Here is a 24,050-nt window from a genome sequence, read left to right as displayed (position 1 = left end):
CTTCAATATTTGCGATGCCCCTGAACAGATACAAAAAATCTATTGTTTTTTTATAAATTAAATCCTAAGGCATTTTTTACTGTAGATTAATCATTTGATTATAGTATCATTTTAATTAAGCTTATGCTTGGGATATTTATGAAGAATATTTTATATTTTATATTATTAGCTGTCGTATTCGGATCACCCATCCTGTTTGCCGTAGAGCAGCTTGAAGAAAAGAAAATTGAATCAGTTCATAAAAACGAAAATGTAGGTGTAAGGAAGCAAGATAGCACAAATCAAAAAGATGAGTTGAAAAGCAACGTCGATGCTAAACAAACACAAGAGGCTGAGAGCAAAAGATTAGACGGCACTACCGATAAAGAGAAACTGCAACACAACGAGAACAAAGCTTTCGTGGTTGAAAAAACTATAAGTGAAGGTGAAAGGATTGATAAAGATTTGCCAAATGACCAGCTAGAAGGAAGCACAGACAAATTTGCTCAAAATTTACCAAATGTGGCCAATAAAGAAGTGAATAAAGATTTGAAACCAGAGCCTTTGCCTTTAAGTGCTGATTTAAATGAGAATACAGCTAACCCGCAAAAAAATCTACAAGCTGATCAGAAGATTGATATAAAAGATAATGAACTTTCAAAAAGTGATGCGAGTCAATTATTAGAGGAAAAAAAAGAAAAAGTAGAGAGTCAGTTTGAAGAAAAAAAAGTGAAAGAAACAAACAGTAATTCCAAGGACCGCAATAGAGTAAAACCTATAACTAAAAAAGATGAAAGTGAAAAGAAAAATTTACAAAAATGGACAAAGCTAAACAGAGAACCAATAAAAGAATGGGGTCATAAAGACATACAAAGCAAGTCAATATATAAACGACAATATGATAGCCTTAATGAGCATCTTCCTACAACTGTGTTTATTGATGATTACAGTAAGCAATTTTTTTACTGCATTAAGAAGAACAACTTAACTTGCTTAAGAGGAGTAATAAGTAAGCTAGAAAAAATTGGATTAACAATTCAAGAGATACTAAGGTTTAGAAATAAATTGGGTGATACTCCTCTCATTTATTCAGTTAAACAAGGTGAGGTAGACATAGTGCGCTTTCTCTTATTACAAGGTGCTGATCTTAGAGTAGTTAACAATAATTTTCAATCCCCAATTGATATAGCAATCGAAAAAAAGCAGATCAATATAATAAATGCGATTGCCGAAATGATGCCACACCTTTTGGAGGATAGAAAAATAGACAATAAAGAAAGCTCAGCAATGTACGATTGGGCTGTGAAAACGAAAGAAAACAATGAGTCGCAGTGTGATAAGCAAGATGATTAGATTTTTGATATTAATTTTAGTTGGTCATTTATGTTATGGAAACGAAACAAATGATGAAAAAAATCAGATTAGTGATTTTTTAAAAGCTCTGCATGATGTAAAATACGTATCTTACAGTAAAAAAGACTTTGCTGAATTTTTGGTGCAGTGCCACAAAGAGGGCGTGCCAGAAGATTTTAAGAAAGGTTTTGGTTCTAACTTAAATGGAGCTAATTTTAACCAACTGTACCTAAGTAAATCTGTTTTTGATGGAGTAAGTCTGATTGGTGCCGATTTTTCTAACACCGATTTATCCGATGTGTCTTTCATTGATGTTGATTTACGTGGTGGTAATTTTTCCAATGCTAATTTACATGGCATTAAAATAAAAGGTACAAATTTGAGTTTTACAAAATTTGTTTCTGCAAACTTAACAGATATCGTATTTGATCAGTCTAATGTTAGTTATGCTGATTTTATCAGTTCCGATCTCAAAAAAGTAAGTATGCACAACGTAATTGGTTTGCATACTAATTTCTCGAATGTGAAAATGAATTTCTCCAACTTATCAAACTCGAATGTTAGCCACGTAAATTTTAGTGATAGTGAAATAAACGATACTGTTATGCAGAAAAACAACCTTGATAATGCAAGTTTCTTTGGAGTGGATGCATATAAATTAAAGATACAATTTTCTTCATTAAAAAATGCTAACATATATGGTGCAGAGTTAAAAGAATCAGACTTTACAGGTAGCAATCTTTCCGATGCCTGCCTTAATTCTTCTATCATAATTAACAGTAACTTCGACGAGGCTAATTTAAGCAACACACAAATTTCCTATGTGAATGACGATAATTCAAGTTTTGTTCAATCTATACTAAATGGTTCCAAGATAAAACATGCATATGTTTCTGAAGCAAATCTTCATGATGCTGATTTATCCAATATTGATTTTAGTTTTAGTGAACTGCATCAAGTTAATGTCTCTAATGCTGACATTCGTCACGGAAAGTTTCATAATACTAAAGTTGCAAATTCTAACATGAATGGCTCATCTTTTGACCATTCACTATTCACCTCTGCGAAGATAGAAGATTCAGACCTTTCTACAACTTCAATGTATAAGATAAAAATCCAAGACTCTCAAGTTTATAACAGTACACTTTCTCGCCATAATATTGATTCCAGTGAAATAGAAAATTCAACATTCTTTAATTTATTAGCTGATAATTCGAGCTGGTCCAATTTAAAAGTAACTAATTCAAATTTTATTGAAAGCGATTTCAGATCTTCTTTGCTTCACGCTAATGCCTTTAGGAAAACTAGCTTTTTTCTTAGCAATTTGAGTAATTCAACAATTAGTGATATGTCTTTTCTCTCTTCAAGCATATATAAAAGTTCAGTTGTTGATGCTCACTTAACAGGTTGCAAATTTGATAATTCAATTTTGATTGACAATAAAGGACAGAAAAAACTTGCAGGTTCAGAAAATGCTATAACTTCGATTAAAGATTTGCAAGAGAAAATATCACAGGGTGAAAAATTTAATGTAAATTATTCTTACTTTGAATTTAAGAATATGAATTTAGAAAATGCCGATTTTTCTAATTCAACATTGAGTAGAGCAAAGTTTGTAAACGTTAATTTGAATAAGGCAAATTTTGAAAAGACCGATTTGCGCTATACTGTCTTTGATAACTCTTCTCTCATTGGCACCAACTTATCAAATTCTAATTTAGAAGGTTCTAGCTTTTTAAACTCTGATCCAAAAAGCACCATGTTAAAAAATGCAAAGAAAAATGACCGTAAAAAGTGAGGGCGTATTCTTGGTTCTATCCTCCCCTTCTGGAGCTGGAAAAACTACTATATCAGCAAAATTACTTGAGCAATCAACTAATTTAGTTAGGTCTGTTTCTATGACTACACGCAAGCCTCGCCCCGGCGAAAGAAATGGAAAAGACTATTTTTTCGTTACCGAAGAAAAATTTCACGAGTTATGCAAAGCTGGCCAAATGCTTGAATACGCCAAAGTTTTTGAGAATTTTTATGGTATACCAAGAAATTTTATAGAGCAAAACTTAAGCAATGGAATAAGTGTTTTACTCAGCATAGACTGGCAAGGAGCATTTCACTTATTCAAGCTCATGAGAAAAAAAGTTGTGAGTGTTTTTATACTTCCCCCTTCAATGGAAGAGCTTAGGTTGCGTTTGCAAAAGCGTAATAGTGATGATGCAAGCGAAATAGAGCGCAGATTAGCCGAAGCTCAAAAAGAGATAAGCAAACGTGATAAATATGATTATGTAATAATCAATGATGATATTGATAAAAGTGTAGAAGAGATAAGCTCCATACTAAATAAAGAAAGACTTAAAAAACTAAAAGAAAAACCAAGTCTGGAAGACTGATAAAAACATCAATTTGGATATTTGCAGCTATAGTTTCTTATCCTATTTTAGCCAATAGCACATTTCACAGTTTAGCTATATTTATTATTTTTTAAGATTAAATGGTTAAAATAGTAGCAACTGTTCAAGTGAGGTTTAACTATGACGGCAAATTTTCTCACAGAAATTAATTTTCTGCCTTTCCACCTATACATATACAACGTTTAGCTCAATTTAAAAGTCAAACTTCTTGGTTGTTAGTTTAGTGCTGACAACTTAAATAGCTTTTAATATTGAGGTTTTAGTATGGGTATAGATATAACTGCACTAACTACTAATGCAGATAAATTAGGTGAATGCATAGATAAAAATAAAAAGCAAGAGCAGGATAGAAAAGACGAGCAATTGCACTGCACTATAGAGAGAAAGGTAAAAAAAGAAGAACACAAGCGTGAAAAACCAAGAGGTCAAGATGGAACCCTCAAGAAGTGTAAAAGGTTATTTGAAAAAGATGCTAGTCCTGAAGTATTAACTAAATTAGAAGAATCACTTAGAGAACAAGAAAAATATTATAGGTATTATGTCCAATGCTTCCTTCCAGTGCTAGATAAAGCAATAGAACGATCGAAAAAAATATCAAATGAAACAAAAGAGCGAGTAAAGCAAGCAATTTCAGAAATTACTTATAATAGCAAATATTGTAACCAAAATGATCGTAGGGACAGTGGAATTGAAAGTGACTACAGTAGCGATGCTGGTGATGATTATGAGAAACATTCAATCAGTAACCCTAATACAGCAAATGAAGATCAAGAAGTAGAGAAAAGCAACGGAACAACGCATAATAATGTTCAATTACTAAAAGCGATCAAAAATGGAAATAACAGGAAATTTAGAAAATATCTAAAAGATTGTACGGATATTAGCAGCATAAAAGATGAAAAAGGAAATAATATTTTACACCTTATCGTGTCATTGGAAAAGAAACAGAAATGCAAGTTTCTAGGTACCCTAATAAAAACGGTCACCAAGGAAGATCTAGCACAACTCATTAATAGTGAAAATCAGACCCCTTTTCAGGTAGCACTAATTAACAAGGTAACAAAAGAAAAACATGAGTCTAATACAATTCGAAGTAACGATAACACACTTAAGTTTCTTACAAAATTGTTAGAGCATGGAGCCAGCTCTGATAATTTAGAATTATCTACAGAAGAATTACAAAACTTAAAAGAGGAGCAAAAGACATACTATCGTAATTTCTTAGAAAAATTAGCAGAGTCAGTAAAGAAGTCTAAGTTAGACCAAAAGACAGAAAACTCGGTAGTAATTAAAATCGCGAAAATTACCGACGGTGGTTACCCATTACATAAAGCAGTTTCAGATAAAAATATAGATAGATTTAATGATTTGCTACAGAGAGGTGATGATATTACTACTAAAAATGCAGATGGTGATACGGTCTTACACTGTGCTGTGACATTAAAGAAAGAAGCAAAGTGTAACTTTACTCAGCTTATACTAGAAAAAAACAAAGAACTGGTAAATACTCGAAACAAACAGCAAACACCTCTTCACCGATTACTTCAGTATATAAAAAAAAAGAGCGGGAAACAATCATGTACAGGTAAAAATTTTGAAAAAACTAAAAGGTATGAAACCCTAGAACTATTGCTAAAAAATGGTGCAGATATTACTGTGCAAGATAAAGATGAAAAAAATGCTCTGCACTATATTGCTTCATTCAAAGGAGAACAAAAAGTTGCATGTTTGAAGTTGACTTTAGGTAAGGATGAATTTAGTAAGGCTATAAATGCTGTTAACGGGAAAGAGCAAACACCTCTTCATCAGTTGCTTCAGCATATAAAAGAAAAGAATGAGGATCGATCATGTACAGATAGAAAATTTGAAAAAACAAATAGATATAAAGCCTTAGAGTTATTTTTACAAAATGGTGCAGATATTACTGTGCAAGATAAAGATGAAAAAAATGCTCTGCACTATATTGCTTCATTCAAAGGAGAACAAAAAGTTACATGTTTAGAGTTGATTTTAAATTCGGTGGAAAAAGAGAAATTTAGTAAAGCTGCAAACGCCGCTAACGAAAAAGAACGCACACCACTACAAGTAGCGCTAATTACTAAGACGACAAAAGATAAACATAATTTGGTCAATCCTAAGAGCCGTGATAACACGATCAAGTTCTGTGTAAAATTATTGCAAAATGGTGTTGACCCAAAGCAGTTAATACTACCCGAAAGATTATGGAGCAAAGAGTATTATAAAACTATAAAAGGAATAGAGAAATCAATGGGTAGAGCGCTTATTCCAGATGATATGAGAACTGAACTGAAGTGCAACTTTGGCAGGAAGTTAAAAGCACGCGATATTGTGAAGTACATCAATAATGTTGCTTGTAAAGCAGTGACAACGCTTGTATTTGCTGCTTTAGCCTGTGCAGCAATATTCAGTGCTTCTCAAGGAATTATTACAATTGCAACTGCCTCATCTATTATAGCAGTTATTGGAGTTTGTTATCTTATTTACTTGAATTTAGAAAATATTTATGAAGGATTTGGAAAAATTAAAGGAAAGTTTACTGAAGAAAAGCAACTTACACTTCAAGATAACGCACCAAAAAATGATACACAATGCAATAACTCTGTTAAAGATATAGAAAATAAGTCCAACGATTTAGAAGAGCAAGAGGTGCAAAAATCATCAAATCAATCAGAGCATACTGAGAGTCCTCCAGACACTAAAATGAGTGCCATATCAATAAAACTCGTTGAAAAATTGTGTAGGGATAGTGTAACTAGTAAACCCTCTTCTCTGGCGCTATGAAATCAATCTCACCGCTCAGAGTTTTTTCAGCCACTTTTTTATAATCAATTTTTACGTTAATTTGCCCTTTCTTTTCTTCAAGCCACGCTATAGTGTGCTTCATCCAGTTTTTGTCATCACGTTCAGGAAAGTCTTCACGAGCATGGGCACCTCTGCTTTCCTCGCGATTAGCTGCGCATTCCATGGTAATAACCGCTTGTGGGATCATGTTAGCAAGCTCCAGTGCTTCAACTAAATCACTATTCCACATCATACTGCGATCCTCAAGTGAAATATCAGGCATCATTTTTGCTACCTTTTTTATAGCTTTTTTGCCTTCTTCTAAAACTTCAGCAACACGGAACACTGATGCGTACTTTTGCATAGTGTTCTGCATTTCGCTGCGTATTTTTGCTACTTTTAGCCCACCGGAGGCAAATCGCATTTTATTAAATCTATCTACTATCCAGTCTGTGCAGTCTGAATGCAATTTTTTATGTGGTGTACCGGATTTTAGTTTCTCTCTTGCTCTGAGCGCTGCAGCTCTACCAAAAACCACAAGATCAAGAAGCGAGTTAGAACCAAGTCGATTTGCACCGTGCACAGAAACACATGCAGCTTCTCCAATTGCAAATAGTCCATCTACCACTTCTTCCTTACCTTGCTTCAGCGTGATCACTTCTCCATAATAATTGGTTGGAATGCCACCCATGTTATAGTGAACAGTCGGAATGACCGGTATTGGATCTTTAGTGACATCAACTCCAGCAAAAGTTCTTGCGGTTTCGCTGATGCCCGGCAATCTGAGTTTTATTACTTCCGGATCAAGATGCGCTATAGTTAAATACATATGATCTTTTTTTGGTCCAACCCCCCTTCCCTCTCTAATTTCAATTGTTATTGCGCGACTTACCACATCACGGGAAGCTAAATCTCTTGCTTTTGGTGCGTAACGTTCCATAAACTTCTCGCCCTGAGAATTAACGAGGTACCCCCCTTCACCACGGCATCCTTCTGTCATCAGGCACCCTGAGCCATATATTCCTGTTGGATGAAATTGTACAAATTCCATATCTTCAAGTGGTAATCCAGCCCTTACTACCATGCCATTACCATCACCTGTGCAGGTATGCGCACTTGTTGCAGAGAAATAAACACGTCCATATCCACCTGTTGCTAACACCACTCTATGCGCACGAAATCTATGTAATGTGCCGTCGCATAGCGACCAAGCAAGAACTCCGCAGCATGCTCCGGTTTCGCTATCCATAATTAAATCAATCACAAAGTATTCAACAAAAAATTCAGCGTTGAATTTAAGACACTGCTGATATAGAGTGTGAAGGATTGCGTGCCCAGTCTTATCTGCTGCCGCACAAGTGCGCTGCGCTGATTTTCCTTTACCAAAGTGAGTTGTCATTCCACCAAAGGAACGCTGGTATATTTTGCCATCTTCTGTACGAGAAAAAGGTACGCCAAAATTTTCAAGTTCAATAACAGCTTTAGCAGCGTTTTTACACATATATTCTATTGCATCTTGATCACCAAGCCAGTCTGAACCTTTTATTGTGTCATATGCATGCCAGCGCCAATCGTCTTCACCGATATTACCTAAAGCTGCACTAATTCCGCCTTGTGCTGCAACTGTATGACTTCGTGTAGGGAAAATTTTAGAAATGCAGGCAACTGAAAAATTAGTTGCAGCCATCCCAAGCGTTGTTCTGAGCCCTGCTCCACCTGCACCTACTACTACCACGTCATACTCATGTTCTATGATCTCATACGCTGACTTATCCATATTTACTTATTTTATCATTACAGGCTTATGATATCACAGAAGTAGAAAAAATCTATACAAGTTTTCTATAGTTAAGACGTCATGCCGCCGCGGCGCTAACAAGTAGCGGGATGACGGTTGTCGGGGTGTCATGAAAGTAGCTGACACTTGGGGTCTATGTTTTTTCTGGTCACACGTACAGCTGTACGAACATTGTGCTACTAGTAGGGTGTCATGCCAGTGCTTGACACTGGCATCCAGGAATTTTATTAAGTTGGTGAGTATAAAAGTAGCTGTTTTATGTTAAAATACGACGTTTTCGATGAGATTATATGGAAAACTGGATTCCAGTGTCAAGCACTGGAATGACATCACAGAGGCACTGGAATGACACCTCTCTTGGGCTCTTTTAGCTATAAACATTAAGAAATTTACCAAACGAAAAAAAAGGCAAAAGAAGCCCCGTGGTTATTATCCGCTTTAAAATATTGGCGTTTTTTATGTTTTAAACGCTTGACAAGCGAAATTCAGCTGCTTTTAATTGCAACTAACTTACGCTGCAAATGTTTAAGAAATTTACTAAGCAGAAAAAAAGACAAAGAATCCCCGAGTTAGCTAGTCTTTTACTATCTCTGTCGAGTATTGGCATTTTTTGATGTCTTGTAACGCTTTATAAGCGCGTTCAGCTTATTTAGATAAAAATCTAGATGTAGATGAAGTTTTGTAAAGACATACAGTATCTATATACTGCAAAAAATTGAACATAAGACGCCGATACATTAAGTAATCCTTACCTTTTAATCTGCAGATTGGCGAAAGCAAATACAATAGCTTCACTGTCATGATAAAGGGGCTGGCAAAGCTTGTCAAGAAATTTTCTTATTTCATTTAAATTGCTTGTAACCTTCTTATACACTCATCTTTACCAAGAATCACCATGATATCAATGATTCCAGGTGCATCCATTACTCCAGTTATAGGGGCGCGTAATGAGTGGTATACATCGCTTATTTTCATATCGTGCAATTTTGCACATTCCTTGATCTGAGAAGATAAAAAACCCTTATTCCAATTTTCATCACCGATCTTTGACAGAAATGACGCGAGTAACTTGATTATATCGAGGTTAGATTTGACAATTTGCTCAGCCTCTTCACTTAAATCAAGTGGCGGATCTTGAATATAAAATTTTGCTAAATCCAATAATTCGGTCAGGTAGTTTGCTCTTTTTTTTAGCTCTGTCAGTCCCTGCAGTAAATAGCCCTTTTTTTTGTCAGTTAGAGTATTTTCTCTAAGCATTAGAGTCAGAATATCTTCATTGCTCATATTACTAATATAGTGGTTATTCAAATGCTCCAGTTTTTTGAAATCGAGCCGTGCAGGTGAACGACCAATACTTTCTAAATTAAACCACTCTATTGCTTGCTCATCGCTAATAATCTCATCGTTGCCGTGACTCCAGCCAAGTCTCAGCAAGTAATTACGCATCGCTTTTGGCAATATTCCCATCTTTTCATAATCGCAAACGCTTGTGGCACCATGCCTTTTGGATAGCTTATTCCCATCTTCCCCATGGATAAGCGGCACATGTGCAAAGCGTGGAATGTCAAAATCAAGAGCCTGGTATATTAGCAGATGTTTAAAGGTATTAGTGAGATGGTCAGAACCGCGTATTATATCAGTTATTCCAGCATCATGATCGTCAATTACGACAGCAAAAATATATGTTGGAGTGTTGTCAGAGCGTAAGATCACTATATCATCAAGCTGGTTGCTATTTACTTTGATTTGGCCGTATATTTTATCATCAATGACGATCTCTTGTGAGTCTGGCACTTTGAAACGGATAACTGACCTCACACCGGATGTCATTCCAGCGCGTGACCACATATTTTCTTCTGGATCCCAGTGTCGGCTACTTGGATGACAAGAAGGAGGTTTTGTAGTACATTTATGCTTGTATATCTTGCCCTCTTCTCTTGCTTTTATTTTCTTTTCTGCAACTTCATCTTCAGGGCAATAACAGTGATACGCCCTACCCTTCTCAACTAAAAGGTTTGCTACTTCTTTATGCCGCTCTATTCTTTTTGACTGATATACTATTTCCCCATCACAGCTCACACCGAGCCATCTTAGCCCTTCTATAATTGCATCAATTGCTTCTTGTGTTGAACGTTTTCTGTCGGTGTCCTCAATTCTTAGCAAAAACCTGCCACCATGATGCTTTGCATAGAGCCAATTAAATAACGCAGTACGAGCTCCTCCAATGTGCAAAAATCCTGTTGGTGATGGAGCAAATCTCGTGACTATACCTGGCATATTTGTCTGTTACAGTAATGTAAATGATGATAGCTAAAATTTATGTTTGTAACAATTTAGAATTTATTTGTTCTGAGAGATAAAATTTACTTGTTTTTCATAAATTGTGTTGTATAATTTAGTATTGGTTGAATATAGCGAGGTGAGTTATGGATGGACTTGTAGATATAGCAAAATTGCTTTCAGATAATGAAGCTAATATCAATTGGCGTTACACCGGCCCTTTTGATAAAACAAAACAAAGAGTACAGGCAGATAATCTCCTGCATTTAGCTGCAAGAATACAAAACAAAGGTAAATTTGTAGACATTTGTAAGAAGAACATTGCTTCTGTAACTGCGCATAATGAATATGGAGATAATCCATTTCATGAAGCAGCAAGAAGTGGAATTTTGCTGCCTGCAGTACAAGAGATTGTGAATGACTTAGAGAAGGAAGCTAATAACAAAATTACGAAAGCAGAAGAAGCTGGAGATCGGAAAGAAGTAAGCAGATTGAAAGAGGAACTCAAATGTAATAAAAAATATATTAAAGATGCGCTCTGCAGTAAAGGCTATGCTTTTAATAAGAAGAGGGAAACTCCTCTTTATTACTTAAATGCTGCACAACAGAAAGAAATTAAGCAAATCGCAGGCATAAAAGACAGCTTTATATGTAACCAGAAGTTTCACCTGTGCTTATATATAATAGGAGCGATAGCATGTATCGCTGCTTTATGTTTGTCTTTATACTTTTTATTTTTAGTTTCTCAATCTTTTGCACTAAGCTCGATGGTTGCAATAGCTTCTGGCGGAGTCACATACCTGTCAGTTAAAGCATGTAGCGAGATACATGCCTTGCATAACGAAAGCACTTTAGTGGAAAATGCTAATGTACAACTTGCAGGAGAAAGTTTGGGTGTTTGATGAAGCTAGAAATTACTTGCAGGCAATGATATAGAAATTTACTTTCTTAACTTCAGAAAGTATACTCATACGATGATAGAAAAGAAGTACAGTAAGATTTTAATAGCAAACAGAGGAGAGATTGCCTGCAGGATTATCAGAACTGCCCATAAGATGGGTATATCTTGTGTGTGCATATACTCGGATGCAGATGTAAATTCTGTGCATGTAAGACAAGCAGATGAGTCAAGATATATCGGCCCTTCGCCATCTTGCCTCAGTTATTTAAACATTGAAAAAATATGTGAAGTAGCAGTTGAAACAGGTGCTGAGGCGGTTCATCCTGGCTATGGTTTTTTAGCAGAAAATCCAGATTTTCCACGTGCTCTTCAAAAACATAATATAGACTTCATCGGCCCCAGTGCAGAAACAATAGAAGTTACAGCCAACAAAATAACAGCAAAAGAAGCGGCAAAAAAAGCTGGAGTAAATGTAGTGCCAGGATATATGGGTAAGATCAGCGATGCTGCCCATGCAGCTCAAGTTGCTGAAGAGATCGGTTTTCCCGTTATGCTCAAAGCTGCATCAGGCGGTGGTGGCAAAGGAATGCGAATTGTAAATTCCAAAAAAGAAATTGAACTAGCGTTCACATCAGCAACAAATGAAGCAGAGAAAAGTTTTAAGGATGGCAGTATCTTTATAGAGAAATATATAGAACTACCAAGACATATTGAAATACAAATCATAGCAGATAAATATGGCAATATAGTTTGTCTTGGAGAAAGAGAATGCTCGATACAAAGGAATAATCAGAAAATAATAGAAGAAACGCCAAGTCCATTCATTAGTGAAGAAGTAAGACAAAAAATGTATGTTCAATGTGTTTCTCTGGCAAAGCAAGTTGGCTATTTTTCAGCAGGCACTGTTGAGTTTGTTGTAGATAAAGACCAAAACTTCTATTTTCTTGAGGTAAATACGAGATTGCAAGTTGAGCATCCAGTAACAGAATTTATAACTGGAATAGACATAGTAGAAGAAATGATTAGAACTTCCTGTGGAGAGAAATTGAGATTCAATCAGGATGATATTAAACTTACTGGTTCTGCAATAGAAAGTAGAATTTGCGCTGAAGACCCATCGAAGAAATTTTTCCCTTCCAGCGGAAGAATAAAATATTACGATAAACCGGGTGAAAATGATTATGTAAGAATAGATGATGGAGTTGCTGCAGGTTCAGAAATTAGCACGTTCTATGACTCAATGATTGCAAAAGTTATAACATATGGAAAAGATAGAGTAGAAGCGATTAGCAGAATGCAAAAAGCATTGTCTGAATGCTATATAGAAGGAGTAACAAATAATATAGAATTTCTAGAATCCATCTTCCATCACCCAAATTTTATCGCAGCAAAGCTCCATACGAGATTCATTCCAGATCATTACCCTAGTGGGTTTCACGGCGATTTTATTACAGAAGAGTATATTAAAATATTTATTTTCACTACGTTATATGTTCATTTAGAAAATGAAGAAAGGTATTATCATAAGGCAGTGAATGAAACGCTTGTAGTTGTAATAAATGACAATGAGTACTCTGTAAACGTAAAGTACCAAGATAATACGTTAATAACAATATACAACCATAACGTATATTCTGTAAGTGGTAAGTGGAAATCAAGTCATGAGTTACTATATATTACAATTAATGATGATGCTGATATAACATTTAAAGTAGAAAAACAAGGCAGTAAATACTTCATAAGACATGCAGGTATGAAAGCTGAGTGTTGTATATTTAAACCTCATGTAGCTGAATTAAGTAAGTTAATGCTAAATAATGAAACAGAAGGGATTTCAGCAGATGCTGTAAAATCCCCAATATCTGGTTTATTAGTTAAATTACACGTAAATGTAGGAGATCAGGTGGAAATAGGACAACCTTTATTTGTGGTGGAGGCAATGAAAATGGAAAATATCATATGTGCTGAAGCAGCAATGGTGATAAAAAATATTCCCGTTCAAGAAGGAAAAAATGTGCAGATCGGTGATGTAGTCTGCTTTCTTAAATAACACAAGAAGTACAAACTTGACCCAAACAAGATAAATGAAAACACTTGATGAGCTATGGCAATGGCTATTGGTATGTGTAACAAAAGAGTAACCACTCCTAAAATTATCTGAATGATGATGGAGAGCAGCATAATATATACCGGTTTTACGCTAGCATTTTTTACTGTGAGTATTACTACCAAAGTTAGTATTAGCAATGCCAGTGCTCGATGTATAAATTGCACTGTCGCTCTGTTCTCAAAGATATTCAGCCATATAGGCTGTAAGAAAAATAAATCTTCTGGAACGACTTGTCCGTCCATTAGTGGAAAGGTATTGTAAATCAAACCAGCATTTAATCCCGCAACAAATGCGCCGAAAATTATTTGTATTACAATTAGAATCAGAATAAGTATTGTGTAATATATACTACTGTTAGTAGATTGAAATCCTGTCATCCGAGTAGCTGACACATAACTGTACGAACGCTTACTTTTGAAAATAAATTGCACAGCAAATGGTGTCATGAAAGTAGCTGACACTGGAATCCAGCTTTTACTATGCAGCCACTTATTTAAAGTTAAGTTTTCTGGATCCCAGTGTCTGGGCACTGGGATGACATCTTTCTTGGTGAAAATTACTCTTATACTGCAATGTTCGTATAGTTGTGTACGTAACACTGGGATCCATATTTGGTAATCAAAAAATTGATATGACAATAATGCAAAGATAATTAATGCTAATAATAAGTGAAGTGCAAGCCTATAGTGGCTAACATGAGGTTCAGTTACTAAACCACTTTTAACCATATACCAACCAGCAAAAGCTTGTAAAGCTCCAAATAATAATGCCACACATAGCTTTATTACTACCTTTTTAGATATTTTTCTTCTTAATGTAAAATATATAAATGGCAGGACAAAAACTAAACCTGTTAGTCTTGCAACCAATCTGTGTACATATTCTATTAAGTATATAGCGCGAAACTCCTCCATACTCATACCATAGTTAAGTGCTTTATATTCAGGTGTAGCTTCGTATTTTAATTTTTCTTGTAGCCAGTCTTGTTCACTCAGTGGTGGTAATGTTCCAGTAATTGGTTTCCACTCCGTGATTGACAATCCTGCTTTTGAAAGTCTGGTAAATCCACCAATCCCTACCATGAGAATTACCATGACCGAGCAGAGAAAAAGCCAAATAGCTACAGGTTTTGCTTCCATAAACCATGCTGAGTTTTGTTCCATCGCTCAGGGTAAAGAATAAATTCCCATAAGGCAAGAAAAGCTGCAACACTATGTAGCAGACTATAGACCGGAAAAAATATCGATACTATATAAAAATAAAAAGGCATCTTTTGCTGTTTGACAGCTATTACCAAAAGAATCAGGTTAGTAACGTATACCACTACAAAGTAGTACAAAAATAATTCATTTAAAACTTTAGTTAATATCAATAAAAGCAGTAAAAATGGAGTAGTAAAAAATATAAAAGCTGCAGAACCAACAAAAAGATTCAATAGCAAAATTCCCTTAAATCCAGTGTGTTTATAAAGTGACTTTATATTTTTTAAATGAACAATATAAGTTTGCATATAGCCTTTGATCCAGCGCGCTCTTTGCTTAATCCAAGCAAATACAACAATTGGTGACTCTTCCAATGTTTCTGAGTCAATCATCCTGGTTTTATATCCCATTTGCGCAAGTCTCAAACCGAGGTCAGCATCTTCGGTAACACTGTAAGCATCCCAGAAAAACACTTTTTTTAGAATTTTTACTGAAAAATGATTACTGCTACCACCCAAAGGCATTGGCATGTTCATTTTTTGGAATCCAGGCAATAAGTATTGAAACCAGTTCATATACTCCAGAGAAAAGGATTGTGTAAGAAAATTATAATCACAATTATAGTAATTTAATTTTGCTTGTACACAGGCAAGCTTATCGTCGCCCTTATTAAATTCAATCAGTGCTTTTTTTAACTGCAATGGGTCTGGTTTATCGTCCGCATCATATATTACTGCATACTTTCCTCTAGCAAAGCTCATAGCATAATTGCATGACTTGGCTTTTGTTCTAGGCAAAGAATAAGGCACTTTTATTACTTCAAAATACTGCGGTAAAGTGTACTTTTCTATAGCTGCTAGCGTTTCTTGGTCATCACTTTCTACCTGAAGCTTCACATCTAATTTTGATTTTGGATAATCCAAACTTTCAATGCTTTCAACCAATTGCTCTATCACTGCACTTTCTTTAAAAGCAGGCAATAAAATAGTATATATAGGAAAATCTTCTTCACTCAGCTTACTATAATCCACTTTTTGGTTGGAGGTTTCACATAAGTTAAAAATTGTAGCTATAAACTTGAATAAATAGCTAGAACATCCGATTATAAATATCAACATCAAAGCAAAATATGTATATTTCTCTGTTAGTGTTAAAATTGAAGTTACAATAAAGAAAGAAGCAAAAAATATTGAGCTTAGTTTAATGCTTTTGGCTGAAAAATTAGGATTCTTGTAATATAAGTAGTTGCTTGCAAATTCTGAAATACCAAAGTGCGAGTTAAGAAGATTTAAAATCTGTTCGCTATCCACTTTTATTAATACATAGTCAATACCGTAATGAGCTTCGACCCAACGGTTGATATCTCGGCTTGTGTCTTCAACCATAAAAAAAGTAGTATTATTTAATTTTTGCCAAGGAATTATATTAAATTTATAGTAAAAAAGTTTCTCTGGCTCTTTGCACAAACTAGAATCAAACTTAATTTTTTCTACATTATCAGCTTGAAGTATAGGCAATTGTTGCATTGAACCTAATGCAATTTTTTATTTAAGTCACGTGAAAATGAAGATATGACCTCGCTACTACGCTTATCATCTTTACGTTCATGCATTATTTTTTTTACAGCATCAGCAGCTATATTCGCTGTGTTAGCCTGTAAATCTCCAAGAGCTTTTTCAACTTGGTCAGTGACTTTCTTCAAGTTAGAATGGGCATTGTCATCTAATGTCTGATCTAGCTGCTGTCTATTGTGCTTAATGATACTATTAGCTTTATCAAGTGCTTCATTCATCATTTTATTAACTTCTGCATCTAATTCTTTGTATTTTTTAGAAGATTTTTTGTAATACTCCAACATATCTTTCCTGAATTTTTCAGTTTCTTCACTTGAAAATTTGCTTTTGTTACGCTTATTGTTAAGCGCATTTTTTATCACTTTCTTTAGCAATTTATACGAAAGGACAAAACTTACCAAGAAGGCAAGACCGATAATCAGTGATGTAGACATAAAAACCCCTAAAATTCTTTGGACACCAAGTCAGCAATAAATTCCTCTTCAATTTCAGAATTAGTCAATTTAGTATAATAAATTAAAGCAATACTAGTAGCCATTTGTTTTAACTGATCAGTATATTCAGATTTAAATTCTGCCACTTTTTTTTCAATAAGCTTGCTCTTTTTTTTATCTTCCTCTTCTAATATATTCTTAACATTAGCTCTCATTTCTTCTACCTGAGCAAGTGCATCATCTATGATTTTTTTTGCCTGTATTCTAGCTTGGTTTAAAGCGGCATCATACTTGGCAACCTGATCTTCCGTGAGTCTTAAAAGATGAACAGAACTATTAAAAGAATCCAATACTTCTTTACTTCTAGTGCTTATTATTTCATCTAACTTTGGCAAAAATAAACAACTTACTACGAAAAAAAGTGAAGAGAAAAAAATTAAAAACCAAAAAACTTGAGAAAAGAAGGTTGAAACATCAAGCTGTGGCATCTGTTAAGCAGCAAATATTAATAACATTGCAAGTACAAACGCAAGCAATCCCATGATTTCAACCATGGCAGCACCAATATAAACATAACTTTTCATTTTACCTTCTGATTCAGGGTTTCTCGCAATCCCATTTAACATAGCAGAGAAGATATTAGCTATACCTAAACCAGCACCGAGCATTCCAAACACAGCTAAACCAATTGCTATAAATTTTAAAGCTACTAAATCCATATATTACCTTTAATTATTTCTTTATAATATAATTGTAAAATATTCTACAAGGAAGTCAATTACTTTACTGCATCTGACAAATATACACATGTTAATATAGTAAATATATAAGCTTGTAAAATTGCAACAAATACTTCAAATCCTATCAATGCAATTATGAACAAAAACGGCGCAGGAGTGAAAAATATGTTCATATTTACAATAAACCCTGCTATCACTTTGATGATTGTATGACCAGCAATCATATTTGCTGCAAGCCTTATTGATAGGCTAACCGGCCTTACTAAATAAGCAAACAACTTAATAATAATTATTATAGGTGCAAGCCACGAAGGAGTTCCTTTTGGTAGCAATATGCGTAAAAATTCTACTCCCCTTTCTTTAAATCCAACAATCGTTATATAAATAAAAACCACCATCGATAAAGCGAAGGTGACTATCACATGACTTGTGACCGTGAAACTATGAGGAAGAACACCAACTAAATTACACGATAAAATGAAAATAAACACTGTAAATATCAATGGAATGTGCTGCAAGCCTTTGCTTCCAGTGTTATTTTCTATTATTGAAATGACAAAATCATATACATACTCAACTGCAGCTTGCAAATATCCTGGTATTACTGCCCCCTTCTTTATTCCAAAAAGCAAAAAGAGTATCATCAATATCACCGAAATCATCGTGAAAAAAGATGAATTGGTAAAGCTTACGTCATACCCAAATAACCTAGGTAACTCTATTATTGTATATACTTTAAATTGCTCTAGCGGATTTAACGCCATTTTGACCCTATGTACTTGAACTATAACAGTAAATAAAGTATGAATTTTATAGGACAAAGTCAAGGGTTAAGATAAGGCTCTGTGTTATTATAACATTGATACATTAACAAAATATGTAATTAGAGTGTTAATTACAGTCAGCTCTGTATTTTAAAATTTACTAATCTTATTAAATTATTTAACTTAACATCTTATTTTAATTATAATTTAATTTTTAGTGAGGTATATAATGAACGAAATAGATTTTATTAACGCTAATCATCCTTTAAATTTAGAGCAGGAATTTGGTAACGGATACATCAAATTGACAGATGGTTCCTTTAACGAATATACTGGCCATTATCAAATAGGAAGCGAAATACTAGATGAAAGCCATAATATGATAGGAGACTTAACTATAGATGGCTACATTCATAGCTTCCATGCAGATACCCACAATATGAATCTTAAATCCTTTACGGAGATAGATTTAAAAGGTGATATAAAGAAGATAAATTCTCTTTACAAGAAGATATAAAGTTACAAAAACTTCTGCATCATTGCTTGTGATACAGAAGTCACTTTTCATTCCACTACAATAAGCTTTAAAATCACTACATTTTACATTACAATAACTTTTTCACTTCTTTTTAGGTCCATGAAATTCACATTATCTTGGTTATTAGAACACTTAGAAACCAATGCTAGTTTAGAAGAAATTACCGATAAATTAACTCACATAGGGTTAGAAGTAGAAGATGTGATCGATAATTCCAGATTGACTGGGTTTATTGTTGCAGAGGTATTAGAAGTCGTACCTCATCCAAATGCTGATAAATTAAAATTATGTAAAGTAAATGATGGAAGTAAAATTCTACAAATAGTCTGTGGAGCAAACAATGTTAGAGAAGGTATGAAAACTGTACTTGCATCTCTTGGTAGCACGTTGCCAGAAAGTGATCTCACAATTAAGTCCACAAAAATACGAGGAATGCTAAGTGAAGGGATGCTCTGCTCTGCTTCTGAACTTGCGCTGGTTCAAGAGGAAAGTGAAGGAATAATCGAGCTTTCCGATGATTATAAAGTAGGGGATAAATTTTTCAATTGTGACCCTGTAATTGATATAAATGTTACTCCAAACCGTGGAGATTGCTTAGGCATTTATGGAATAGCTCGCGACCTTGCTGCAACTGGAATTGGGACATTAAAGACTTTAAGCATTCCACAACTTACCAGCTCCATAAATTCACCAATCGATGTTGAAGTTACTGACGGGGAAAGTTTTATTAGTGGAATATACATCGCCAATGTAAAAAATCAAGAAAGCCCAAAATGGTTAAAAGATAGGCTGGAATCGATAGGAATGCGCTCCATTTCTGCAATAGTTGATATCACGAACTATATTATGATATCTTTCAGCCGCCCAATGCACGCGTATGATGCAAAAAAAATAGAAGGAGAGCTCACAGTACGCAAAGCAAACGACGGAGAAAAATTTGCTGGTTTGAACGGTAAAGAATACTTATTAAACAAAGACATAAGCGTCATTGCAGGTGATAAAAATATTCATGGAATTGCTGGAATTATAGGTGGTAAGTGCAGTGAATGTACTCTTGAAACTACTGATATCTTTTTAGAGTCTGCTTGGTTCGATCCCATCTCTATTACTAAATCTTCAAGGCAGCTCGGCATCTCCACAGACGCTAGTTACAGATTTGCACGTTCAGTTGATCCTGGATTTACTTTTGATGGACTCAACCTTGCAGCTAAAATGATTCTGGACTTATGTGGTGGAGAAACCTCAAGCGTAGTGTCTGCTGGCAGTTTAGATAGTGCTGACACCAAGGTGAGCTTTGATTATCAGGATGTGAACAAGTTTGGAAGTGTGTCTGTATCGCCTGATGAGGTGCTTGATATCTTAACGAAACTAGGGTTTAGTATTGATAAAAAAACCGAAGGCAATTGGAATGTACAAGTACCAAGCTGGAGACCGGACGTGACAATACCGGCTGACCTAATCGAAGAAGTAACAAGGATATACGGCTATGACAAAATAAAAGAAGAACCACTACCAAATAATGTTGAAGAAGTAGATAGTACATACGACAATTTGCGTATTTTGATGACAAACAGAGGGTTTCATGAAGTGCTAACCTGGTCGTTTATGAGTGAATCAACAGCTGAAAAATTTGGTTACTCGAATAAGTTATTTATCATCGATAATCCGTTTAACAATAGCTTTAATATAATGAGACCAAGTATTATGCCAAATTTATTGCAAGTTACTGCTGATAATATTGCCCATGGAATATCTGATCTTGCAATCTTCGAAATCGGGCCGATTTACGATGGTGAAGCTCAGTCTAAGTATGTTTTAAGTGGAATTAGGTCAGGAAATAATTTACCGCGAAACCATTATAATACTGATAGGAAAGTAGATGTTTTTGACGCAAAGGCTGATTGCATAGCAGCTTTGGAGTTTTTTAACGTTAATTGTGATAATTTAACGATAGAGAAAGCAGAAAAAGAACATTACCACCCAGGAAAGTCAGGCACTCTCTCTTTTAAGAATAAAGTAGCAGGTTATTTTGGAGAGTTGCATCCTAATATATTAGATCTTTTTGATATCAAGCAAAAAGTTGTAGGTTTTGAGGTAATACTAGAAAATATTGAAAATTTACCTGTAAGTAGAAAGAAATTTATCGATTATAAATACCAAAGTGTAAAACGTGATTTTGCATTTATAGTAAATAAGGATGTGGAAGTAGGTAACATAATCAATGTGATAAAAAAAAGCTCAGAGCTCATCACAGAAGTTTTGATATTCGATGTATACCATGGAAATAATATAGAACCGAATAAGATGTCTATAGCGTTGTCAGTTACTTTTTGCTCTCCAATCCACACTTTAACTGAAAAAGAGATCCAAAAAGAATCAAGTGCTATAGTTAATTTAGTATGTGAAAATACCGGAGGAACTTTGAGAACTTATCGTTGAGTCACAATCATAGTTTCCTGCCGTTGCTGTGTCACACTTACTTCATCCAATTTATTTCCAATATTGAATTCAATATCCTTGAAAAATCTATCCCACATTCCATGCAAATGCTCTTCTATTTTAGGCCACACATCATTTTTAAATGTTACCCCATCATCAGAAAATAAATTACCTAAAAAGGCTCCAATACCTTCATAATTTGACTGAAAACATTGAAGAAATGTCTCTCCTTCTTTATAAGTATTATGTGCCACATTTAACGCTTTTCTCTCTGTAGTCTCTTTATAAGCATTTGATGCTCCAATCTTTATTGCACCAAACATAACTTTACTCCAGTTCTTAACTTTCTGTATACAACCTTCACTATTTCCTGGTATATTATTTATTATATTTTTTGTCAAATTGTCTATCAAAGGAGACAATAAATTTTGACTAAAATGTTTGATATTATCTTTTGTTTTAATTACAGGATATTTGATGCGTTTTTCTGCTAAACAGTACTCCAGTTCTGCTCTTTCTAATAACTTCTTGATTTCTTTTTCATCAAAAGTTTCAAGCTTGAATACCTTCAGTAAATCATCTTCTATTACTGCAAATTTTATTTTTTCACGAGACGTTAGTTCTTCTTTATAATCATTTTTTGTTTCTTCATTTATCAATAATTCTTTTTTGCCTAATTCTAACTGTTTTAATGCTTTCAGAATTTCTTCATTCCTTTTTAAGAGCACTTCTATTGATCTTGTACCCGGATGCCCTTTTTCCCTGTTATTTTGTTCAGCTTGTAAACGCTTATTTTGATCTTTGAGTGTTTGTTCTAATGTAGATTTTTCTAAATGTCCTTCATCTTGCACGCGAAAAGCTTCAATTATTTCTGCTAGACCTGATTCACCATATTTTCTTAATTTCTTGCATAAACGTAAAACACCCTTTTTTTGTTCTCGAAGTAACCTTTGCACTTTATATTTTTTTATTTCTAAATACATCTTTTCTATAAAGTCATTTATTTTAGCTGAAGCTTCCTTATCCGATGGAACCTTTACTTTTTTTTCTAAATCTTCAAGCTGCTTCCTTAGGCTTTGCTTCTCCTTATCCGGTATATCTGATTGACTTAACTTACCTTGAACTTTTTTCATTACTGATTTTATCAGCCTGCGCTCAATCTCTTGATCATCATATTCGAATTTAAAAAGGTCTTCTAACCCCCTTTTTAAGGTGTCATTTGTTAAGCTACTGTTTTCATGTATTTCTTTTAATTTCTTATATATATTGTTACACCTTGTTTGACCTATTCCTCTTAAACGTTCAATTTCTTCTTTCGCATTACCTAAGGCTTTCTCTGTTGCTTGGAGATGCTTATTTTTATAAATATCAATTACTGTCCTTTTAACTATTTCGCCTTCCTTTATAAGCTTTTTCCATTCCGCCTCATGTACAGAAAATTCATCATCTTTTGAGTCTTCTACTTCCATTCCTGCGTTTTTCAAATCTTCTATTATAATCTCTTTTCTACTTGGTAATTCCTTACCTTGGCTCTCTAATTCCTGTCTCACTAAAGAATTTTTTATCTCATCTTCCAGCGAAAAATCTTCTCCCCGTCTATCTCGCTGAAACTTAATTGCTTGTATAAAGGCAACTTGATAAGCACTTTGTATTAAGTGACTTGTCAAATTAGGACCTATACTATCTACCACTTTCGACTTGAATTCGTTCAATAATTCCTTCAATTTATCATATGTAATCTCTTTCTTTTCTAGCTTTATCAGTTCTTCCATAGTCTTCGCAAATTCCTGAATAGAAGTTGCAAGCACATCCTTGATTTCATTGCGTAAGGGCTTAAGACCATTTTTTAAATTGATGTTAGTTGACAATTTCAGTACGATGCTATGCTCTGAATCCCGCGTCACATCAAACCACTTGTTATTTTCATTTTCATACAAATCTCTAAGCAATCGTTTAAATTGCGGTGGAAATTCTATTTCCATATCCCACGCAATATTTGGTCCAGTAACTTCCTTTTCATGAAAAGACACCTCAATATTTTGATGCTTATTAGAATACCGCCCCATACTTATTTTAAGAGCAGTAACTAAAGAGTGAGATAAATCTCTATTCAAAAGATAAAAAGTAGCCAAAGCAATTGTTGCAGGAACAACTAAGGCTACAAGTACAGCCATATTAACAAAAATTGCTATTGCAGCAAGAACACCATATGCCAATCTTTTTGGCACGCCAGTTTCACTCTTTTTTGTCTTATCTTCCCCTACACTGTCTTGTGTCTTGCTGTTTGCTTGAAATCTACTGCATACGACTAATCCCAGTGCAGTAAAAGCAATATAAGGAAGCATTAAAACTGACAGAGCTAAATTTAATATTTTCTTTTCTGGGCAAGTTCTATTTATTTCCTTAAATATTTCGCTTGATATATTATACCAGGAAGTAAAAAAATCAGAGTTATAATCTTTATAATGAAATATACTGAGTGGAACGTTAAAATTAGCTAACGGCTCTTGTTCTTCCACAGCATCAAAAAATTCTTCTTCCTCTTCTGAAGTAGCAAGACCTAAATTATTCCCTTCTTCTACATTAGAAACAGCTTCCATAGCATCAAAAAACTCTTCTTCCTCCTCCAAAGTAACAACAGATTCTGCTTTACCTAAACCACCACTATTGTTAACAACTTCTTCATAATCATCTGCAACAGCTTTATTCATATTATAACCTTATCCAA

The 24,050-nt window shown here is 34.4% G+C and carries 17 protein-coding genes; 8 read left to right on the top strand and 9 right to left on the bottom strand.

Features of this window, described 5'->3' with window-relative positions:
• The first annotated feature begins 138 nt into the window (after positions 1 to 138).
• From ACQH2Q_RS01710 to ACQH2Q_RS01695, 4 genes are all read left to right on the top strand, one after another.
• Entirely contained in the window at positions 139 to 1,332 is a 1,194-nt protein-coding gene (locus tag ACQH2Q_RS01710) for an ankyrin repeat domain-containing protein (protein ID WP_265023891.1), read from the top strand.
• Positions 1,325 to 3,130, top strand: coding sequence for a pentapeptide repeat-containing protein (locus ACQH2Q_RS01705; RefSeq protein ID WP_425383608.1), 1,806 nt, complete (start codon positions 1,325 to 1,327; stop codon positions 3,128 to 3,130). Before ACQH2Q_RS01710 ends, ACQH2Q_RS01705 begins: the two co-directional genes overlap by 8 nt.
• A complete protein-coding gene (gmk, locus tag ACQH2Q_RS01700; protein ID WP_425383607.1) occupies positions 3,114 to 3,719 on the top strand; it encodes a guanylate kinase in 606 nt (201 codons plus the stop codon). The genes ACQH2Q_RS01705 and gmk overlap by 17 nt, the downstream gene beginning before the upstream one ends.
• A gap of 285 nt (positions 3,720 to 4,004) precedes the next feature.
• Positions 4,005 to 6,542, top strand: coding sequence for an ankyrin repeat domain-containing protein (locus ACQH2Q_RS01695; protein ID WP_341824300.1), 2,538 nt, complete (start codon positions 4,005 to 4,007; stop codon positions 6,540 to 6,542).
• Here the strand turns inward: ACQH2Q_RS01695 and sdhA are convergent.
• Together sdhA and gltX are read right to left on the bottom strand one after the other, a co-directional pair.
• Positions 6,514 to 8,319: a succinate dehydrogenase flavoprotein subunit gene (gene sdhA, locus ACQH2Q_RS01690; RefSeq protein ID WP_425383538.1), complete on the bottom strand. Its 1,806-nt coding sequence runs from the start codon at positions 8,317 to 8,319 to the stop codon at positions 6,514 to 6,516. The two genes, ACQH2Q_RS01695 and sdhA, sit on opposite strands and share 29 nt — an antisense overlap.
• 867 nt (positions 8,320 to 9,186) lie before the next feature.
• Positions 9,187 to 10,617: a glutamate--tRNA ligase gene (gene gltX, locus ACQH2Q_RS01685; RefSeq protein WP_264339388.1), complete on the bottom strand. Its 1,431-nt coding sequence runs from the start codon at positions 10,615 to 10,617 to the stop codon at positions 9,187 to 9,189.
• 149 nt (positions 10,618 to 10,766) lie between these two features.
• Here gltX and ACQH2Q_RS01680 point away from each other — a divergent pair, with 149 nt between their 5' ends.
• Both ACQH2Q_RS01680 and ACQH2Q_RS01675 read left to right on the top strand, forming a co-directional pair.
• Positions 10,767 to 11,522, top strand: a complete 756-nt coding sequence (locus tag ACQH2Q_RS01680; RefSeq protein WP_353286438.1) for an ankyrin repeat domain-containing protein — start codon at positions 10,767 to 10,769, stop codon at positions 11,520 to 11,522.
• A 72-nt stretch (positions 11,523 to 11,594) separates the two neighbouring features.
• Entirely contained in the window at positions 11,595 to 13,571 is a 1,977-nt protein-coding gene (locus tag ACQH2Q_RS01675; protein ID WP_264339386.1) for an acetyl-CoA carboxylase biotin carboxylase subunit, read from the top strand.
• Here the strand turns inward: ACQH2Q_RS01675 and ACQH2Q_RS01670 are convergent.
• Genes ACQH2Q_RS01670 through ACQH2Q_RS01645 form a run of 6 tightly spaced genes read right to left on the bottom strand, consistent with a single transcriptional unit; the run spans position 13,520 to position 18,345 of the window.
• On the bottom strand, positions 13,520 to 14,794 hold the full coding sequence (locus tag ACQH2Q_RS01670; protein WP_265023896.1) for a COX15/CtaA family protein: 1,275 nt from the start codon (positions 14,792 to 14,794) through the stop codon (positions 13,520 to 13,522). The two genes, ACQH2Q_RS01675 and ACQH2Q_RS01670, sit on opposite strands and share 52 nt — an antisense overlap.
• On the bottom strand, positions 14,752 to 16,350 hold the full coding sequence (locus ACQH2Q_RS01665) for a glycosyltransferase family 2 protein (RefSeq protein WP_425383606.1): 1,599 nt from the start codon (positions 16,348 to 16,350) through the stop codon (positions 14,752 to 14,754). Before ACQH2Q_RS01665 ends, ACQH2Q_RS01670 begins: the two co-directional genes overlap by 43 nt.
• A gap of 14 nt (positions 16,351 to 16,364) precedes the next feature.
• On the bottom strand, positions 16,365 to 16,841 hold the full coding sequence (locus ACQH2Q_RS01660) for a hypothetical protein (protein ID WP_065094793.1): 477 nt from the start codon (positions 16,839 to 16,841) through the stop codon (positions 16,365 to 16,367).
• An 8-nt stretch (positions 16,842 to 16,849) separates the two neighbouring features.
• Positions 16,850 to 17,329, bottom strand: coding sequence for a hypothetical protein (locus ACQH2Q_RS01655; RefSeq protein WP_425383537.1), 480 nt, complete (start codon positions 17,327 to 17,329; stop codon positions 16,850 to 16,852).
• 3 nt (positions 17,330 to 17,332) lie between these two features.
• Positions 17,333 to 17,560 (bottom strand): F0F1 ATP synthase subunit C, encoded by a 228-nt coding sequence (locus tag ACQH2Q_RS01650; RefSeq protein ID WP_006014985.1) that lies wholly within the window; start codon positions 17,558 to 17,560, stop codon positions 17,333 to 17,335.
• Positions 17,561 to 17,619: 59 nt separating this feature from the next.
• A complete protein-coding gene (locus tag ACQH2Q_RS01645; protein ID WP_425383536.1) occupies positions 17,620 to 18,345 on the bottom strand; it encodes a F0F1 ATP synthase subunit A in 726 nt (241 codons plus the stop codon).
• A gap of 229 nt (positions 18,346 to 18,574) precedes the next feature.
• On the opposite strand from ACQH2Q_RS01645, the gene ACQH2Q_RS01640 reads away from it, so the two are divergent.
• Positions 18,575 to 18,862 carry a hypothetical protein gene (locus ACQH2Q_RS01640; protein WP_077188073.1) on the top strand — a complete coding sequence of 96 codons (288 nt, stop codon included), beginning with the start codon at positions 18,575 to 18,577 and terminating at the stop codon, positions 18,860 to 18,862.
• A gap of 120 nt (positions 18,863 to 18,982) precedes the next feature.
• Positions 18,983 to 21,322, top strand: a complete 2,340-nt coding sequence (gene pheT / locus ACQH2Q_RS01635) for a phenylalanine--tRNA ligase subunit beta (protein WP_264339382.1) — start codon at positions 18,983 to 18,985, stop codon at positions 21,320 to 21,322.
• On the opposite strand, the gene ACQH2Q_RS01630 is transcribed toward pheT, so the two are convergent.
• On the bottom strand, positions 21,313 to 24,033 hold the full coding sequence (locus tag ACQH2Q_RS01630; protein ID WP_264724188.1) for a hypothetical protein: 2,721 nt from the start codon (positions 24,031 to 24,033) through the stop codon (positions 21,313 to 21,315). The genes pheT and ACQH2Q_RS01630 overlap by 10 nt on opposite strands.
• Positions 24,034 to 24,050: the final 17 nt, after the last annotated feature.

This window comes from Wolbachia endosymbiont (group A) of Melieria omissa (genome assembly GCF_964031125.1).
GTDB lineage: Bacteria > Pseudomonadota > Alphaproteobacteria > Rickettsiales > Anaplasmataceae > Wolbachia > Wolbachia pipientis.
This window is presented reverse-complemented; position numbering and strand designations above follow the sequence as displayed.

What these genes read in the sequence shown, in the direction of transcription:
- ACQH2Q_RS01710 (WP_265023891.1), top strand. Translation starts at nt 139, where the DNA reads ATGAAGAATATTTTATATTTTATATTATTAGCTGTCGTATTCGGATCA.
- ACQH2Q_RS01705 (WP_425383608.1), top strand. Translation starts at nt 1,325, where the DNA reads ATGATTAGATTTTTGATATTAATTTTAGTTGGTCATTTATGTTATGGA.
- gmk (WP_425383607.1), top strand. Translation starts at nt 3,114, where the DNA reads ATGACCGTAAAAAGTGAGGGCGTATTCTTGGTTCTATCCTCCCCTTCT.
- ACQH2Q_RS01695 (WP_341824300.1), top strand. Translation starts at nt 4,005, where the DNA reads ATGGGTATAGATATAACTGCACTAACTACTAATGCAGATAAATTAGGT.
- sdhA (WP_425383538.1), bottom strand. Translation starts at nt 8,319, where the DNA reads ATGGATAAGTCAGCGTATGAGATCATAGAACATGAGTATGACGTGGTA.
- gltX (WP_264339388.1), bottom strand. Translation starts at nt 10,617, where the DNA reads ATGCCAGGTATAGTCACGAGATTTGCTCCATCACCAACAGGATTTTTG.
- ACQH2Q_RS01680 (WP_353286438.1), top strand. Translation starts at nt 10,767, where the DNA reads ATGGATGGACTTGTAGATATAGCAAAATTGCTTTCAGATAATGAAGCT.
- ACQH2Q_RS01675 (WP_264339386.1), top strand. Translation starts at nt 11,595, where the DNA reads ATGATAGAAAAGAAGTACAGTAAGATTTTAATAGCAAACAGAGGAGAG.
- ACQH2Q_RS01670 (WP_265023896.1), bottom strand. Translation starts at nt 14,794, where the DNA reads ATGGAACAAAACTCAGCATGGTTTATGGAAGCAAAACCTGTAGCTATT.
- ACQH2Q_RS01660 (WP_065094793.1), bottom strand. Translation starts at nt 16,841, where the DNA reads ATGTCTACATCACTGATTATCGGTCTTGCCTTCTTGGTAAGTTTTGTC.
- ACQH2Q_RS01655 (WP_425383537.1), bottom strand. Translation starts at nt 17,329, where the DNA reads ATGCCACAGCTTGATGTTTCAACCTTCTTTTCTCAAGTTTTTTGGTTT.
- ACQH2Q_RS01650 (WP_006014985.1), bottom strand. Translation starts at nt 17,560, where the DNA reads ATGGATTTAGTAGCTTTAAAATTTATAGCAATTGGTTTAGCTGTGTTT.
- ACQH2Q_RS01645 (WP_425383536.1), bottom strand. Translation starts at nt 18,345, where the DNA reads ATGGCGTTAAATCCGCTAGAGCAATTTAAAGTATATACAATAATAGAG.
- ACQH2Q_RS01640 (WP_077188073.1), top strand. Translation starts at nt 18,575, where the DNA reads ATGAACGAAATAGATTTTATTAACGCTAATCATCCTTTAAATTTAGAG.
- pheT (WP_264339382.1), top strand. Translation starts at nt 18,983, where the DNA reads ATGAAATTCACATTATCTTGGTTATTAGAACACTTAGAAACCAATGCT.
- ACQH2Q_RS01630 (WP_264724188.1), bottom strand. Translation starts at nt 24,033, where the DNA reads ATGAATAAAGCTGTTGCAGATGATTATGAAGAAGTTGTTAACAATAGT.